Source organism: Bacillus sp. FSL R5-0439 (assembly GCF_038008805.1).
Classification (GTDB): Bacteria; Bacillota; Bacilli; order Bacillales; family Bacillaceae; genus Bacillus; species Bacillus safensis.
Genome location: NZ_JBBOZW010000001.1, coordinates 3,618,255 through 3,634,045 on the forward strand (window position 1 = coordinate 3,618,255; position 15,791 = coordinate 3,634,045).

General features: G+C 38.8%; 13 protein-coding genes. 3 read left to right on the forward strand and 10 right to left on the reverse strand.

Annotation, left to right across the window (positions count from 1 at the left end; genetic code table 11):
* Window positions 1-27: 27 nt before the first annotated feature.
* Together NST59_RS18610 and NST59_RS18615 are read right to left on the reverse strand one after the other, a co-directional pair.
* Window positions 28-1,905, reverse strand: a complete 1,878-nt coding sequence (locus NST59_RS18610; protein WP_126682547.1) for a beta-glucoside-specific PTS transporter subunit IIABC — start codon at window positions 1,903-1,905, stop codon at window positions 28-30.
* Between the two features lie 360 nt (window positions 1,906-2,265).
* Window positions 2,266-2,742, reverse strand: coding sequence for a YxiF family protein (locus NST59_RS18615; protein WP_099663862.1), 477 nt, complete (start codon window positions 2,740-2,742; stop codon window positions 2,266-2,268).
* A 245-nt stretch (window positions 2,743-2,987) separates the two neighbouring features.
* On the opposite strand from NST59_RS18615, the gene NST59_RS18620 reads away from it, so the two are divergent.
* Together NST59_RS18620 and NST59_RS18625 are read left to right on the forward strand one after the other, a co-directional pair.
* Window positions 2,988-4,076: an NAD(P)-dependent alcohol dehydrogenase gene (locus NST59_RS18620; RefSeq protein ID WP_224931089.1), complete on the forward strand. Its 1,089-nt coding sequence runs from the start codon at window positions 2,988-2,990 to the stop codon at window positions 4,074-4,076.
* 181 nt (window positions 4,077-4,257) lie between these two features.
* The gene (locus NST59_RS18625) at window positions 4,258-5,718 is read left to right on the forward strand and encodes an aldehyde dehydrogenase family protein (RefSeq protein WP_341040912.1); all 1,461 of its coding nucleotides are present in this window, start codon (window positions 4,258-4,260) and stop codon (window positions 5,716-5,718) included.
* Between the two features lie 40 nt (window positions 5,719-5,758).
* On the opposite strand, the gene NST59_RS18630 is transcribed toward NST59_RS18625, so the two are convergent.
* From NST59_RS18630 to NST59_RS18645, 4 genes are all read right to left on the reverse strand, one after another.
* Window positions 5,759-6,220: a pyridoxamine 5'-phosphate oxidase family protein gene (locus NST59_RS18630; protein WP_126682549.1), complete on the reverse strand. Its 462-nt coding sequence runs from the start codon at window positions 6,218-6,220 to the stop codon at window positions 5,759-5,761.
* A 127-nt stretch (window positions 6,221-6,347) separates the two neighbouring features.
* Window positions 6,348-6,572: a non-oxidative hydroxyarylic acid decarboxylases subunit D gene (locus NST59_RS18635; RefSeq protein ID WP_151284963.1), complete on the reverse strand. Its 225-nt coding sequence runs from the start codon at window positions 6,570-6,572 to the stop codon at window positions 6,348-6,350.
* Window positions 6,572-7,999 carry a non-oxidative hydroxyarylic acid decarboxylases subunit C gene (locus NST59_RS18640; protein ID WP_126682550.1) on the reverse strand — a complete coding sequence of 476 codons (1,428 nt, stop codon included), beginning with the start codon at window positions 7,997-7,999 and terminating at the stop codon, window positions 6,572-6,574. The genes NST59_RS18635 and NST59_RS18640 overlap by 1 nt, the downstream gene beginning before the upstream one ends.
* A gap of 225 nt (window positions 8,000-8,224) precedes the next feature.
* Window positions 8,225-8,794: a non-oxidative hydroxyarylic acid decarboxylases subunit B gene (locus tag NST59_RS18645; RefSeq protein ID WP_126682551.1), complete on the reverse strand. Its 570-nt coding sequence runs from the start codon at window positions 8,792-8,794 to the stop codon at window positions 8,225-8,227.
* Window positions 8,795-8,926: 132 nt separating this feature from the next.
* Between NST59_RS18645 and NST59_RS18650 the strand changes: the two genes are divergently transcribed.
* Window positions 8,927-9,823, forward strand: coding sequence for a LysR family transcriptional regulator (locus tag NST59_RS18650; protein ID WP_341040919.1), 897 nt, complete (start codon window positions 8,927-8,929; stop codon window positions 9,821-9,823).
* 81 nt (window positions 9,824-9,904) lie between these two features.
* Here NST59_RS18650 and NST59_RS18655 read toward each other — a convergent pair whose 3' ends face one another.
* The 4 genes from NST59_RS18655 to NST59_RS18675 form a co-directional block, all read right to left on the reverse strand.
* Window positions 9,905-10,681, reverse strand: coding sequence for a family 1 glycosylhydrolase (locus NST59_RS18655; protein ID WP_341041058.1), 777 nt, complete (start codon window positions 10,679-10,681; stop codon window positions 9,905-9,907).
* A gap of 119 nt (window positions 10,682-10,800) precedes the next feature.
* Window positions 10,801-12,036 (reverse strand): TerD family protein, encoded by a 1,236-nt coding sequence (locus NST59_RS18660; RefSeq protein WP_341040921.1) that lies wholly within the window; start codon window positions 12,034-12,036, stop codon window positions 10,801-10,803.
* Between the two features lie 367 nt (window positions 12,037-12,403).
* Window positions 12,404-13,843 carry a 6-phospho-beta-glucosidase BglA gene (bglA, locus tag NST59_RS18670; protein ID WP_133744906.1) on the reverse strand — a complete coding sequence of 480 codons (1,440 nt, stop codon included), beginning with the start codon at window positions 13,841-13,843 and terminating at the stop codon, window positions 12,404-12,406.
* 9 nt (window positions 13,844-13,852) lie between these two features.
* On the reverse strand, window positions 13,853-15,751 hold the full coding sequence (locus NST59_RS18675; protein WP_341040925.1) for a beta-glucoside-specific PTS transporter subunit IIABC: 1,899 nt from the start codon (window positions 15,749-15,751) through the stop codon (window positions 13,853-13,855).
* Window positions 15,752-15,791 lie beyond the last annotated feature (40 nt).

Consider the following 15,791-nt stretch of genomic DNA (forward strand, 5'->3'; position numbering starts at 1 on the left):
ACCTTCCTGGATACATTCAAAATCGATTTATAAGACCGTTAAAAGTGGCTGCTGATGACCAGAAACAGGATTCGTTTTTCCCTCTTGGGGTAAAATTTCTAAATAATCAGCTGTATTTGTAATAATGACTGGTGTTGTTGTATCATAGCCAGCCTTTTGTATATTCTGTTGATCAAATTCAATCAGAAGTTGACCTTGTTTCACTGTATCACCTTTTTGAACATGTGAAGTAAAATATTGTCCATTTAAGTTTACAGTATCAATACCAATATGAATCAGAACTTCCACACCAAGGTTGGATTTTAAACCAATGGCATGATTTGTATGGAAAATCATTTCTACTTGTCCATCAAAAGGAGCAAATACTTTCCCTTCACTAGGTTGAATCGCTGCCCCTTTCCCCATCACTTCTTCAGAGAATACTTTATCATTCACTTTTGCTAAAGGAATGATGTCTCCTTTAATTGGTGCATAAATGACTTCACGATTTCTTGTGCTTTCTGATGTGGAAACAGGCTCATTTTTCTTCTCGATGTTTTCAGTTTCTGCATCTTTAAAGCCGATGATGTAAACAGCAATAAACGCAACGACCGCTGAAACGACTGCACCAATAATGGCAAACGTAAAGTTTGAAGTCCCTTTTTCAATGAAAATCGGCATTGTTGCGATACCAGGTGAAACCATGACAAACGCCTTTAGCTTAATCAATCCAACAAAAATACCTGAAACCCCTGCTCCAATCATACATGCGAGTAATGTTTTCTTAAGTTTTAAATGAACGCCGTATAATGCAGGTTCTGTTATACCAAATAAAGCAGAAATTCCTCCGGACATCGCAATTTGTTTTAACTTAGGATCTTTGGTTTTAAATGAAACAGCCAAAGCACCTCCACCTTGCGCAAAGTTCGCTGCTAGCATAGCGACCCCAATGAGAGCATCGTATCCTGGTGAAGCAAGGGACGCGATAACAACTGGATAGAACACCTTCTGCATCCCAAACATGACGATAAAAGGTAAGAAAACGGCTAAAATCGCAACAGCTGCCCATCCCGCAGTTTGCTGGATCCATAAGACCCCTGCGGCTAAGCCTGCACCAAGATACATACCGAGCGGCCCTAAAAACAGTAAACCAATCGGAGCGACAATAATCATCGTAATTAAAGGAACCATAAAGATTTTGACAGGTCCCGGTGATAATTTATCTGCCAGCTTTTCTACATATGACATCAGCCAAACAATGAGTATGATCGGAATAACCGATGCACCATAAGAAACAGCTTTTAGTGGGATGCCCGCAAAGACAACTGGATCACCACTGCTAAACAGGGCTGTTAAGTTCGGATGTAACAAAACCCCAGCCAAAGCCATTGATACCATAGGGTTTGTGCCAAATTTCTGTGAGCTTGTATAGGCTAACAAAATAGGTAAGAAGAAGAACGCTGCATCTGAGATGATTTTCAATACCAAATAGGTTTGGCTGTCTTCTTTCATCAAGTTCAGCATCGGCAATAAAATTAATAGAGCCTTCAACATTCCTGCACCAGCGATCGCAGGGATGATCGGTGCAAAAATGCCAGTGATCAAATTGGCAAAACGATTGAAATATCCTTTCAAGCTATGATCTTTATTCTGTACAATCTGTCCGCTTGCTTCCGGATTTTGATCAATCAGTTTTGCAAACTCTTTATAAACATAACCCACATCATTTCCAATAATAATTTGATACTGACCTGCTGTATCTGCTACTTGAATGACGCCATCAAGACGGCTAATTTCTTCAGAGTTTGCGCGTGAAGAATCTTTTAAAGTCAGCCTTAATCTCGTCATACAGTGGATGGCATTTTGAACATTTTCGCTTCCGCCAATATGTTTTAGAATGTCTTGAGCTAAGTCTTTATGATTCATTAAAGTCACCGCTTTCATTTTTGATTATAGGCGCTCAGGGAACAAAAAAAGACCTGGATTGGGTGGGAATATACAAATACAGATATCCCATCCAATCTAGGTCTTGCCTGCCGAACAGTAACACGCCTTATTGAATGTACGCATTATTCTATTTTTAAATTTTCATCGTTTCGTGAAACCGCTTTTAACATGTTAATATCTTTATAGTAATTAATTATCTTCACAAAAGCAATGTTTTTTTCTCGAAAAACAATAATAAATTGATTAAATATAGATCAAAGAGCACTGTTATATCATCTAATCGTACCTATTGAAAATGAATGGTATTGTCATGCTCTTTCTAATAAAGACCGTCTAAACTTAAAGTCCCCAAGTACTTAACTCATAAAAATATTCCGTCCGTTCAATGCATAATCCAAAATGAAGATCCTCTGTGACTAACATAAAATCTCCATATCCAATTGAAAATTTCGTTTGCTCAAGAAGCTGGTTTAAATGGCTAAACACTTCGTTCACGTTTACTAAAAGAGCTTCAATTTCATGCTCTCGAAAAAACATGATTCTAGCTTCTTTGGGATAACGTTCTGCATTCTTGACCAATTCCTTTAACATTTGTGTAGATTTTTTTATATGTTCTCGATAGTTATCCCCATGTATTTGAATCTTATTTTCTCTTGCATAAAGGAAAGCAAACACCTTCTGACAAAACAATTGATTTTCTTCGATATCTAAAAAAGGGTGTTCTGGAAGTGTCATGTAGCTCAATTCGTTCATTAAGTGCTTTCTTCTGCTTTTTCTTTTTAAGGTTTCGATTTTTGTTTTTCTGTTGTTATTCATAAAAATCAACTTAACAATCCTTGTTTTTTTATACTATCATCACAAGAATTATCTAATAAAACAATCCATTTGTTCAAATTAGGACTTTTTTCTCAAACGGGTACAACCCTTACCACGCTTTCATCGTCACCCTCTTCTTGTCAATTAACCGGAAATCAATCACTTGTAATCTAAACAGTTACAGCATATAATTTCTCTGATTTCTTAATTCACATTAAGAAGAGTTCATAAGAGGGGGCTTTATGATGGAAATTAAGGCGGCTGTCATTGAAAAACAAGGTGAAGATTTTGTATTTGAACAACTAAAGCTAGAAAACCCAAAAAGTAATGAAGTATTAATTAAAGTGGTAGCAACTGGAGTTTGTCATACAGATGCTGTCGCTCGCGATATGGGATTATCACCCTTCCCTGTAGTTTTAGGCCACGAAGGAGCTGGAATTGTAGAAGCTGTCGGAGATAGTGTCAAGTCCGTTAAAGAAGGAGATCATGTTGTCTTATCATTTGCTTCTTGTGGAGAATGTGAAAACTGTTTAGCTGCACATCCTACTAGCTGTATGCGGTTCAATGAACTAAATTTTGATGGCAAGATGGAAGATCATACAAACAGAATACACAAACACAATCATGCAGTTTCTACTTTCTTTGGACAATCTTCATTTGCCACATATGCAGTTGTTAACGAACGAAATGTCGTTCAAGTAGAGAAAGATGTTGATTTGGCTCTTCTTGGACCATTAGGTTGTGGAATCCAAACAGGAAGTGGAACCGTTTTAAATAAATTAAAACCTGAATTTGGTTCGACAATTGCTGTATATGGCTGTGGAGCAGTCGGATTAAGTGCCATTATGGCTGCGAAAATTGCAGGCTGTAAACAAATCATTGCGATAGATGTACATGAAAACCGATTAGCACTTGCCAAGGAACTAGGTGCTACAGATGTCTTTAATGGAGCAAAAGTAGATGCTGTACAAGAAATTAAAAAAATAACAAACGGTGGAACTAATTATGCTGTTGAAACAACGGGTGTACCACCTGTTGTTCGTCAATCATTACATGCTCTAAAGCCGCTAGGTGTGTCCGCAGTTGTTGGAGTCACACCAAAAATGGAGTTTGATGTCCATAACGATATCATGGCTGAAGGTAAGACATTAATGGGTGTGATTGAAGGCGATGCAGTTCCTAAGTTATTCATTCCGAAACTTATTGATTTCTATAAAAAAGGGTTGTTCCCATTTGATAAGCTAGTGAAATTTTATGAATTCGAAGATATCAACCAAGCCTTTGCTGATTCGAAATCTGGTGCCGTTTTAAAACCGATTGTGAAAATTAGCTGAACATGACAATAAAGAACCTTCCACTCTGGAAGGTTCTTTTGTTCATCCTAGCCTATTAAAGTTCAAGGAATAAGATACTTAATAGGTATTTTCTTTATACAAAATAGATATTTCCCCTCTTGATATATCATCATTATAATTAAATAATGGCTGAAATTGATAGACACAAGGGGGAATCATTGTGGATTTATTCGCAAAAAAAATAAATCAATATATTGATGGACAATGGAGAAAAGGTTCATCAAATAAAATTCAGAAAGTTTATAACCCTTATACTTCAGAGGTCATTGCTGAAGTAAATATAGCTTCAGAAGAGGATATTCACGCAGCCTATCAAGCTGCAAAAGAAGCTCAAGAACATTGGGGAAAAGTATCAGCTTCTAAAAAGGTGAGCGTGCTTGAAAAAGCATATCAGTTCTTTGAAAAACATAAAGACGACATAGTAGAAACGCTCTGTAAAGAAGCAGGGAGTTCCTTCGTGAAAGCCAATATTGAACTCGAAGCTACCATGAATGTTTTGAAACAATCAATGGATTATCCACACCAACTAGAAGAGAGATCAGAGCTTCCTGCTTTAATAGAAAACAAAACAAATTATGTCTATCGAGCACCTATAGGGGTAGCTGGTATTATCAGTTCATTTAATTTTCCTCTTCACTTATCTATGCGCTCTATTGCTGTTGCAATTGCTACAGGAAATTCAGTTGTACACAAACCAGACATGCAAACAGCATTATCAGGTGGTGTCGTCATTGCAAAAGCGTTTGAAGACGCTGGTCTGCCAAAAGGGGTTTTCAACTTAATCCTGACCAATACAAAAGAAATTGGAGACTCATTTATCGAACATCCAATTCCAAAAATCATCTCTTTTACAGGTTCAACTGGAGTTGGGCGTCATATTGGTTCAATTGCGGGGAAAAACCTGAAACGAACAGCCTTAGAGCTTGGTGGAAACAATCCGTTTATTGTATTGGAAGACGCAGACATTGACCAAGCGATAAACGCTGCAATTTTCGGTAAATTTTTACACCAAGGGCAAATTTGTATGATTATTAACCGCATTCTCGTTCATCGTAATCTTTATGATACCTTTATTGAAAAGTACACTGAAAGAGCAGCTTCATTAAAATGTGGGAACCCAGTAGACCCTTCTGTAGTGATTGGGCCTCTAATTAATGAGAAACAAGCTGATCATGTCATGTCGATCATTGAAGAAGGAAAAAATGAAGGTGCTAAATTAGTGTTAGAAGGAAAAAGAGAAGGAAATCTGATCACACCGTTTGTATTTGCAGATGTCAATAACGACATGAAGATTGCACGCAGTGAGATATTTGGTCCAGTTGTTTCTATCATTCCTTTTGACAATGAGGAAGAAGCCATCCATTTCGCAAACGACAGTGAATATGGTTTAAGTGCAGGTATCTTTACAGAGAATATTGAAAAAGGGATTACATTAGCAAGACGCATTGAAAGCGGAATGGCTCATGTGAACGATCAAAGCGTAAATGATGATAGCCTGGCGCCATTTGGTGGGGAAAAGGCTTCTGGAATTGGTCGCTTTGGGGGCCAATGGGCTCTAGAAGAATTCACTCGAGTCCAGTGGGTTTCTGTACAAAATCAACCAAGAAAATATCCTTTCTAAGAGAAAAAAGGGATGGGCTTAACTAAGCCATCCCTTTTACTTATTCTTTCATTTCTTTCACTGTTTGTTCCCAGCGTTCAATGACTTCTTTCTCATTAAATAAGTCGATGTTGATGCCGGAGATTATTTGTGCATATTTTGCTACATCTTCCCTCGCTAAAACAACCTGAGCAGAGAATCTTTCTCTTACATAATGGCTGTCAGGCGTCTTATCTAGCCTTTTCAAAGACAGTCTAATATAGTGAACCTTTCCTTGACATACCATTACCAAAGTCGCTTTCTGCGTACGAATGATATTGGATGTAGTCGTTGTATTTGGCCATAAACCGATTCTTAATTCTTGACAGTTTAATGCAACAATTTCCCCCACACTAATCATCGCATTATGTGGCCAGCCATCCTCTCCTACAGTCATTAACATCATCGCTTCATGCTGTTTATCTGAAAGCTGTTTTCCATTCAAGAATTCAAATACCTCAGGAGACAATTCCGTTTTATACATGCTAACACCACCTTACCTTCACCTATTAGACAATGCTGAGCCAAGATTCATTGGACAATCTATCGTTACTTTTTTTACTAAATAAGAAGATCTCTAAGCGGTATATAGAGATCTTCTTATTTTTACATTAATCTATTAACTTTGGGATTGGAGGAATTTGATCTAATTCTTTAAATTTAGTTGAATCCAACTTGAAACGTTTGTCATATTTTTCGGGGTCTGTGATATTAGGACCTTCTGTATTTCTCCAAGATAGGGTACAAGTATCGCAAATATATACTTCCCAAGCATCCTTAACAGGAGATTTTGTTAATAAGCTTACTTTTTCAGATTCACATCTCGGACACTTCATTATTTATTTCCTCCCTTTTTTATTAAATCACGGAGAATGGCAGACCATTCTTCTGCTTTTTCTGGCGTAGCCAAAAGTTCAGTATCTCGGGCAATATCAGGTGCAATCGGAGTTGTCGCATCAATGACTAGCTTTGTGTGCATACCAGCAGGGTCAGAAGATGGATCTAATGGCATTCCAGGCGCATATGGAATTTTGAAAACATCTTTGTCTGGACGTACCCGAGTGGTTAATGCCCACATCACTTGCTCTAAATTAAACGGATCAACGAATTCATCTACGATAATCGCTATTTTCGTATAAGGCATTCCGTGAGGAGTGGATAATAGCCTCATCGCAACCGCCTTACCGTATCCACCTAACCGAGATTTTGTCGATACAATAGTTCCTATACCGTGTGTATACATTGCGTTTACTGCCTCAACTTCTGGGAAGTCACGCTTTAACTGTTTATACAATGGTAAACTTGTATTTAAAGCCATTAAATAATCAATTTCCGTCCATGGCATACCTAAGTATAAGTTTTCAAAAATTGGATTTTGACGGTGAGTGATTTTAGTGATTTTTACAATCGGCTGCAAACGTGCTCCTGAATAACTTCCAGGAAATTCGCCAAATGGGCCTTCTATCTCTCTTTCACGAGGCATAATGTATCCCTCTAGAACAACCTCACTTCTCGCTGGAATATCTAATTGACCATGCTCGCTTTTCGTTAATTCAATTGCTTCTCCTTTTAAAGCTCCGGCAAAATCATATTCGGATTGAGCATATTCTATCGGTGTACTAGCCATAAAGCTCAAGACAGGATCGTTACCTAAGCAAATGGCAATTGGTAAAGGTTCATTTTTTTCTTCTGCATGTTTTAGATGGACCGCTATATCGTGAAATGGAAGTGGCTGAATTCCTACTTTATCTTTACCCTTTACTTGAATACGGTAAGTTCCGGCATTTTGTTCCTCATAGCTTTCAGGCTTATTTGGATCCTTACTAACCACAAGAGCTTTAGAAAGATAAAAGCCCGCATCGAATTCATTAATACGAAACAGTGGCAGTACATCAAATAAATTGATATCTTCCTCAATTACAACTTCTTTCACTGGTGCATCTTTTTTATCTACCCAAACAGGTTTAATCGGATATCTATCCCAAATTCTTTCTAATTCGAAAAACTGTTCTTTAACTGGTGTGTTCTTGTCCATGTTAAGCATCAAGGCATGGTTTTGCCATGAACCGTGTACATTTAGGACAACAGGTGTTTTATATCCTTTCACTTTTTCTACAAGAACAGCTGGTGCATTCTCCATATCCGGGGCAGAACGGCCAATCGCGCTTAAATCTGGTTCAGGCATGACTTCATCCTTAATACGAACTAGTTGATTTTCTGATTCTAGTAAATCTAGAAACTCTCTTAAATCTCTATAGGACATGGGAAATCCTCCTATTCAGCAATTTTTATGTGATGTGTTTTCCCTTACATCACCATTGTACGCCCCATCATATGATATTAAAAATATCTATTAAATATTTAAAATATACCTTAAAGGTATGCTTTTTAACTAAAATGAAGTTCAACATGAAAATCAAATACAAAAGGTTCGTCCTAAAAGGACGAACCAGATTGAAAAAGCCTCTCAAATCATCTTTTGATCAGCTTACTTCGCTTTTTGTATACCTTCCCATCTCTTAGCTTCTGATAATTGAATACCAAACTGATCTAAGGCTCTGTAAACAATGTGGTTAACAATATCATCAATCTGTTGAGGATGATTATAAAAAGCAGGCATTGGAGGAAAAATGATAGATCCCATTCTTGATAATGTCAACATATTTTCAAGATGAATATCATTAAGAGGTGTTTCACGGGTCATCAATAACAATTTTTTTCTCTCTTTTAAAATGACATCAGCAGCTCGCGTAACAAGATTGTCTGCCAGCCCCATTCGAATTGATGCAAGAGTTTTCATACTACAAGGTGCCACAATCATTCCATCTACTCTAAAAGATCCGCTTGAAATTTTCGCACCTAAATCCTTATATGAATATGTGAAATCAGCTAATTCTTCAACATCCTTTACAGTGTAAGATGTCTCAACATTTATGGTTGCGGCTGCCCATGAAGACATGACCAAATGAGTTTCAATATCTGTGTGTTTGAGAATTTCTAGAAGACGAATACCAAAAATGGCTCCTGTAGCACCAGACATTCCAACAATAATCTTCATATACGCTTCACCTTCTTTAATATTAATGATTCATATCTCTAAATAAAGTATACTCTCCAGTTTAATATATTGATAATATTCATATTGTTTATATATAATACTTACAAAGTATAAAAAGACAGGAGAAGACATATGGATATTCGACAACTGCGATATTTTATAGCCATTGCAGAACAAGGTACAATCTCTAAAGCTGCAGAATCTCTGCATATGGCTCAGCCGCCACTTAGCAGGCAATTAAAAATGATGGAAGATGAATTAGGTGTTGTTTTATTTGAAAGGAATAAAAAGAAGAAAGTCACTCTAACCGCTCAGGGAGAACTATTTTTAAAAAAGGCTAGAGAAATAGTTTATAGCATGGAGGATGCTATTCATGAAATTAAAGAATTTAGTGAGGAAATAAGCGGAACTCTTTCAATTGGTTCTACTATTTATTGTGCACCGATTTTACTTTCAGCTCTTACCGAATTTAGGAAAAAGCATTCGCATGTTAAATTTAATATTTGGGAAGGAAACTCTGCGCACTTAATGACATTATTGAATAATCGGCAAATTGATGTTGCAATCACAGGAGGACCTTTTCCTAAAAAAGATATGAAAGTGAAAAGTTTGTATACAGATCCTTGTGTATTAGTTGTCCCTAAAGAATATAAGATAGATGAAAAAGAAATAAGCATACAAACACTTTCTGAAATTCCCCTTTTATTACTTCGGCCAACAGAGGGAGTGGGATTATTTGATCAAATAGTTGATACATTTCAACAGTTAGAATTAACGCCTAATATATTATGTGAATGTCACGACTCTGCTATGTTATTCAGTTTAGTCAGAAAAGGATTCGGGGCGACAATCTTACCTTTATCCATGGTCAACCATCCACTTACGAAAGAATTTAAAAAGATCTCCATTCAAGATCATCCATGGATTTCAGATCCTTCATTAGTTTGGAGATCAAATAGCTACTTATCAGCTTCGACAAAAGAGTTTTTGAAGTTTTTTGAGGAACAGAGCAACTACACCGACTATTAAGTATAGAGGAGTCTGGGTGACTCCATACAAAAAAAACCGAACAAGCGATACCATGCTCATTCGGCTCTCTATTACCTATCTTTACACTTCTTCACCGTTCGTTCCGATGACGTTTTGATACCAAGTAAACGAATCTTTTTTGAGGCGCTTCATTGAGTCATTTCCTTCGTTGTCGCGGTCAACGTAGATCATGCCGTAGCGTTTTTTCATTTCGCCTGTTGTGAATGACACGATATCAATGATGCCCCAAGGTGTGTAGCCGATGAGGTCAACACCGTCGCATTCTATTGCCTTTTTCAGCGCCTCGATATGAGAAGCGAGATATTGAATTCGTTCTGGATCGTGAATAGAACCGTCTTCTTCCACTTGATCAATGGCACCAAATCCATTCTCGACGATGAATAGCGGGATTTGATAGCGATCGTAAAAACGATTAAATGTATACCTTAAGCCTGTCGGGTCAATGGACCAGCCCCAGTCACTTGATTTGATATAAGGGTTATCTACACCATGAGGCAGTGCTCCGTTGTGATCAGACACCGTATCACTTTCTGACAAAGCATATTCATCTTTTAAATTTTGATCAAGCTCTCTTAGATCTTTGACCGTCTTTTTTCGTTCATCTTCCGCATCTTCTATTTTTTCGTCAAAGTTTTGGCTATCAAATACTTTTAGAGAAATGAGGTCATCAATGTCTTGAAAAATCGTTTTCAGTGCCTTTTTTTGATCTTTTACAATGCTTTTGGCATTTTTGATGCCCATATGTACTGCGTTGTCTAAAAAGTGTTCTTCTACAAAGGTATCGCCGCCAAAGTTTGTATCATCCAGTGTCCCAAAAACACCTCCATTATTGATCATAAAGTCTATTTTATGGTGGCTTTCAAAACGGAAAAATAGGCTAAATGACGTTTTCAATTTAAAGGTCAAATAAAATAAGCTAGACAATGCACTTTGCTCTGTCTAGCCATACATTCGTATTATTTATAATCATTGATTGGTCCTTTATCCATTAAAACATCAATTTCATTAGAAGACTTCATTTTTAATTTAGGTCTGCGCTCGGAATTTGGTTTGCTGTAAAGCTCTAGCGGACGGATGATCACACCATCTTTTGTATTTTGAAGCATACCCGGCACACAAGAATAAATCCGATCATTATCATTCGCATGTTTGGCATGAATTGTCACAGATGTTCCTTGGTGATTATCGATACTCATAGATACCCTATATCTATAAAAGGAACCTGTTCCGTTTGATTGAGCAGAATAAACAACCGGAACGATAGCAAGAATATCGTCATTTAACCGTAATTTAATGACTTCTGTTTTCATCAATACACGGTCTCTACCGACATCTCCCATATGCTCTACAGCCCCGTTACCGTAACTTTTGAGAGCAGGAACACCTTTTGCGCCAAACATGGCCACATCTATTTGTTTTCCTGACTTCGTATAGACCAATGCATAAATATCATAATCAGTTCCAGACTCCCAGGATACTGTAGCTGTAATCTCAGGCGTTTTTTCAATGATGATCGGTTTATGACCTTTGTCTAGACTAATTTTACCTTGAACTTTCTCTAAGCTAATTGGTGCAGCGACTTTCTCTTTAGCAGCTGGCTTCATTGGAGCAGGCTCATCAATTAGTTTTTCAGAAGTCATTTGAGGAGGTGTAGAAACATCCTGTTCATCAGGTTCAACATCTACCCCAAAAAGCTGACATAACCCTTCTAATCCAGAATCGAAGCCACGCCAGATGGATCGTGCTTTCGTTTCACCATTTCTGATATATAGCTCTACTACGACAATACCCTTTTCATTTGTAAAGCTTACTGGTGTAAGGTATAGTACCTCATCGCCTGTTTGAATTTCTGCTTGCAGATTCTTCACTTGAGAAAAACCAATTCCTTGATCCTCTGTTAGTGTAATCGCCACCTTTGTGATTCCAGCAGGCACTTTGCTCATATCAAAATTCAATTGATGCCTTTTCAACTGACCTGATATCTCTGCTGGTAAAAGTGTCGCGACACCCGTGGCACTCTCCGGCTGATTGTAAAAAATAATGCCATGATCTCCTTGAACTAGATCTGAATCTGTTAAGAGAAACGCTGTTAAAGAAATATCAATTGCAGATGATACTTCATAACTGATGGATACTTGTCCCTTTGGAGAGTTTAGTACAGTATTGGCACCCATTTGCAGAGTTTGATTCATTTCAACAACTCCTATTCTATATCTACCATTTATCGCTTTTATAGATCAATTATACCAAATGGTTTAGTAGAGCCTATTAATATCTTTTTCAATCTCTGCCATGATATGAGACAATGCCAATTAAAAACAAACTACTCTCGAAAGGAGAATCAATGTGTATAAAAAAATCATTCCTGCTGTTATGGTGATATTCGGTTTTTGGATTCTTCTTCAAATATCCTTGAACATTAAGATCTTTCACAATCCAATGAACTATTTTGTCTCCATTACCCTCTTCTTCCTTTGTATTCAGGCTCTATTAAAACATAAACAATGAAAAACCCGAACAAGCATATACCACACTCGTCCGGGCTTCTATTTTCCTTTATTACACTTCTTCACCGTTCGTTGCGATGACGTTTTGATACCAAGTAAACGAATCTTTTTTGAGGCGCTTCATTGAGCCGTTTCCTTCGTTATCGCGGTCAACGTAGATCATGCCGTAGCGTTTTTTCATTTCGCCTGTTGTGAATGACACGATATCAATGATGCCCCAAGGTGTGTAGCCAATAAGGTCGACACCGTCGTATTCAATGGCTTTTTTCAGTGCTTCGATATGAGAAGCGAGATATTGAATTCTTTCTGGATCGTGAATAGAACCGTCTTCTTCCACTTGATCTATTGCACCAAATCCATTCTCTACGATGAATAACGGGATTTGATAGCGGTCGTAAAAACGATTCAATGTATATCTTAAGCCTGTCGGGTCAATGGACCAGCCCCAGTCACTTGATTTGATATAAGGGTTATCTACACCATGCGGCAGGGCTCCGTTGACAATGTCTCCGTTGTGATCAGACACCGTATCACTTTTAACCGTTGTCGACATGTAGTAGCTAAAGCCTAGATAATCCACTTTCCCTTTTCTTAAGCTTTCTTCATCGCCTTTTTCAAATGGAATGTGATAGCCTTCGCGTTCGAATTCTTTTAATGCATAGCTCGGATAGTAGCCGCGCACCTGTACATCTGGGAAGAAATAGCGCTGTCTCATATATTCCTCTGCGAGCATGACATCCTCTGGATTTGAGGAATACGGATAGATTGGCACGTGAGAAACCATCGCTCCAATTTGGAAAGCAGGATTGATCTCTTTTCCTTTGGCTACTGCCCATGCACTTGCAAGTAATTCATGGTGTCCTGCTTGATACATGACTTCTTTGGCATTTTCGCCTTCTTTGACTGATACCCCTGAATTTGTCCAAAGGAATAGTGGGTTGTTGACATCCATTTTGTTATTGATTTCATTAAATGTCATCCAGTATGTGACCTTGTCTTTGTATCGATTGAAGCATACTTCTGCGAATTTCGCGAAATACTCAGCGACTTTTCGGCTGCGGAACCCGCCGTACTCTCTTGCTAAGTGGAGCGGCATCTCAAAGTGAGACAACGTAATCACAGGCTCGATGCCATGCTTGAGCAGTTCATCAAATACATCATCATAGAATTGTAAACCTGCTTCATTCGGTTCTGCTTCATCTCCCTTAGGGAAAATCCGGCTCCAGCCAATCGATGTACGTAAACATTTTAAACCCATTTCGGCAAACATTGCGATATCTTCCTTATAACGATGGTAGAAATCGATCGCTTCATGGTTCGGGTAAAATTTATCTTCTTCTATCGTTTCAGTTATTTGTCTCGGTACTCCATGAGCACCTGCTGTCATCACATCTACAACACTTGGGCCTTTTCCAGCTTCGTTCCATCCACCTTCAAATTGATGTGCAGCTAATGCTCCGCCCCATAGAAAATCTTTTGGTAATGTCATTATTCATTCCTCCTATTTCACAATTGTGATCATGACGTCTGTTGGCTGACATGTCGATTGTTCTTCTACAATCACATCTTCGTACGCTTGTGTATTGGTGATGATGACTGGTGTGATTGTTTTTAATCCTTTGCTTTCAATGGCTTCTTGATCAAATGTCATCAACAAGTCACCCTTCTTCACCTTGCTGCCTTCTTTGATATGCAGAGTAAATGCTGAGCCATCTAGGGAAACCGTATCAATTCCTACATGAACGAGTAACTCCACCCCGAATTCTGAACGCAGTCCAATTGCATGCTTTGTCGGCGCAAGCATAACGACACTGCCGTCAAAAGGTGCATACAGCTTGTTGTCTGTCGGTTCAATCGCAAACCCTTTGCCCATCGCCCCCGAGCTAAATACGGCATCTGGCACTTCAGATAACGGGGTCACTTTCCCTGCAAGCGGTGCAGGAATGGTTTCTTCATTATTCATCGAAGCATTCATTTTTTCTCCAACTTGCTCTTTATCAGACGTTGCACCGGCTGTCTGTTCCACTGTATCTTCCCCATAACCAAACATTTGAATAAGCACAACTGGTAAGATCAGCGCAATTGCGACACCAATCAATATGCCGATGATCGATGTTGGATAATCTGAACTAATTCCGTTTACAATCGTCAGTGGACCAGGCAAACCTGCATACGCAAAGTAATAAGGCGTAAAGAAGCTGGCAGCAATGGCACCGACCGCTCCAGATATACATCCGAAAATAAATGGTTTTTTGAAACGCAGGGTAACCCCATAAATCGCAGGCTCAGTAATTCCAAAGAGACCCGTGATTCCCGCTGAAACCCCGACTTTTCGTGTTTCGCGGTTTCTTGCTTTTAAAATAACCCCTAACACTGCGCCGACCTGAGCGATAACAGCGATGGTTTGATATGCCTGGAAGGAGTCACGTCCATATTGTTCAAAGTTGGCGAGCACCATTGGTGTGATGCCCCAATGAACACCGAAAATGACAAGCACTTGCCAGAATCCCCCGATAATAGCACCTGCTAAAGCTGGGACATTTTCCGCTAAGACATTGTATCCGTTTGCAATCCCATTTGCACCAGCTGTCGAAAGAGGACCAATTAATAGAATCGTTAACGGAACCATGACAACCATGCAGATAAATGGGACAAATAACGGTTTGACCACCTCGTGAATGCGTTTGTTTAAAAATCTCTCTACATATGAAAGAATCCATACCAAGAATAGCGGCGGCAAAACAGATGACGTATAAACTGTTTCAGATAACGCTATGCCTAAAAAAGTAACGCCTTCCCCTGATGCCACGCGTCCAGCAATCTCCGTCCAAGCTGGACTGACAAGCGCTGCTGTACACGCTACGGCGATATACATATTCGTTTTAAAATGCTTGGCTGCTGTGATGGCGATAAAGATAGGCAAAAACGTAAACGGCGCCCATGAAATAAAGCTAAAGACTTCATACGTTCCCGTTTTCGAGAAGCTTGGAAATAATAAATTAATGAGGATAAGTGCACCTTGTAAAATACCTGCTGCTGCCAAAATATACACAAATGGCGCAAACACAGCAGACATGGTCGCGATGACACGGTTCAGCACCGTTCCCTTGTTTTCATTTGGCTGATCATCATCAGACGGCTGCAGCTGAACAAGGCTTGAAAAATGCTCATATACCTCACCAACATGCTGACCGATAACGACCTGAAATTGACCGCCATTTTCCACCACGGTAATGACGCCAGGCATCGCATTGACTGCTTCCTTTGCCTTTGGATTCGAACGTTTCAAGACCAAACGCAGCCGCGTGGCGCATCTTGCAGCACTCACCACATTTTCTTCTCCGCCAACTGCCTCTAAGATGTCTTCTGCAAGCTTTTGATAGTCCCTCACTTTTGACATATAAAACCCCCCTTTATCACTACTAGTATATGTACATTAT

Excerpts from the sequence above, each read along its gene's own strand:
- NST59_RS18675 (WP_341040925.1), bottom strand. The coding sequence starts at position 15,751 with ATGTCAAAAGTGAGGGACTATCAAAAGCTTGCAGAAGACATCTTAGAG.
- NST59_RS18635 (WP_151284963.1), bottom strand. The coding sequence starts at position 6,572 with ATGAAGTGTCCGAGATGTGAATCTGAAAAAGTAAGCTTATTAACAAAA.
- NST59_RS18630 (WP_126682549.1), bottom strand. The coding sequence starts at position 6,220 with ATGTATAAAACGGAATTGTCTCCTGAGGTATTTGAATTCTTGAATGGA.
- NST59_RS18620 (WP_224931089.1), top strand. The coding sequence starts at position 2,988 with ATGGAAATTAAGGCGGCTGTCATTGAAAAACAAGGTGAAGATTTTGTA.
- NST59_RS18610 (WP_126682547.1), bottom strand. The coding sequence starts at position 1,905 with ATGAATCATAAAGACTTAGCTCAAGACATTCTAAAACATATTGGCGGA.
- NST59_RS18640 (WP_126682550.1), bottom strand. The coding sequence starts at position 7,999 with ATGTCCTATAGAGATTTAAGAGAGTTTCTAGATTTACTAGAATCAGAA.
- NST59_RS18615 (WP_099663862.1), bottom strand. The coding sequence starts at position 2,742 with ATGAATAACAACAGAAAAACAAAAATCGAAACCTTAAAAAGAAAAAGC.
- NST59_RS18650 (WP_341040919.1), top strand. The coding sequence starts at position 8,927 with ATGGATATTCGACAACTGCGATATTTTATAGCCATTGCAGAACAAGGT.
- NST59_RS18655 (WP_341041058.1), bottom strand. The coding sequence starts at position 10,681 with ATGATCAATAATGGAGGTGTTTTTGGGACACTGGATGATACAAACTTT.
- NST59_RS18645 (WP_126682551.1), bottom strand. The coding sequence starts at position 8,794 with ATGAAGATTATTGTTGGAATGTCTGGTGCTACAGGAGCCATTTTTGGT.
- NST59_RS18660 (WP_341040921.1), bottom strand. The coding sequence starts at position 12,036 with ATGAATCAAACTCTGCAAATGGGTGCCAATACTGTACTAAACTCTCCA.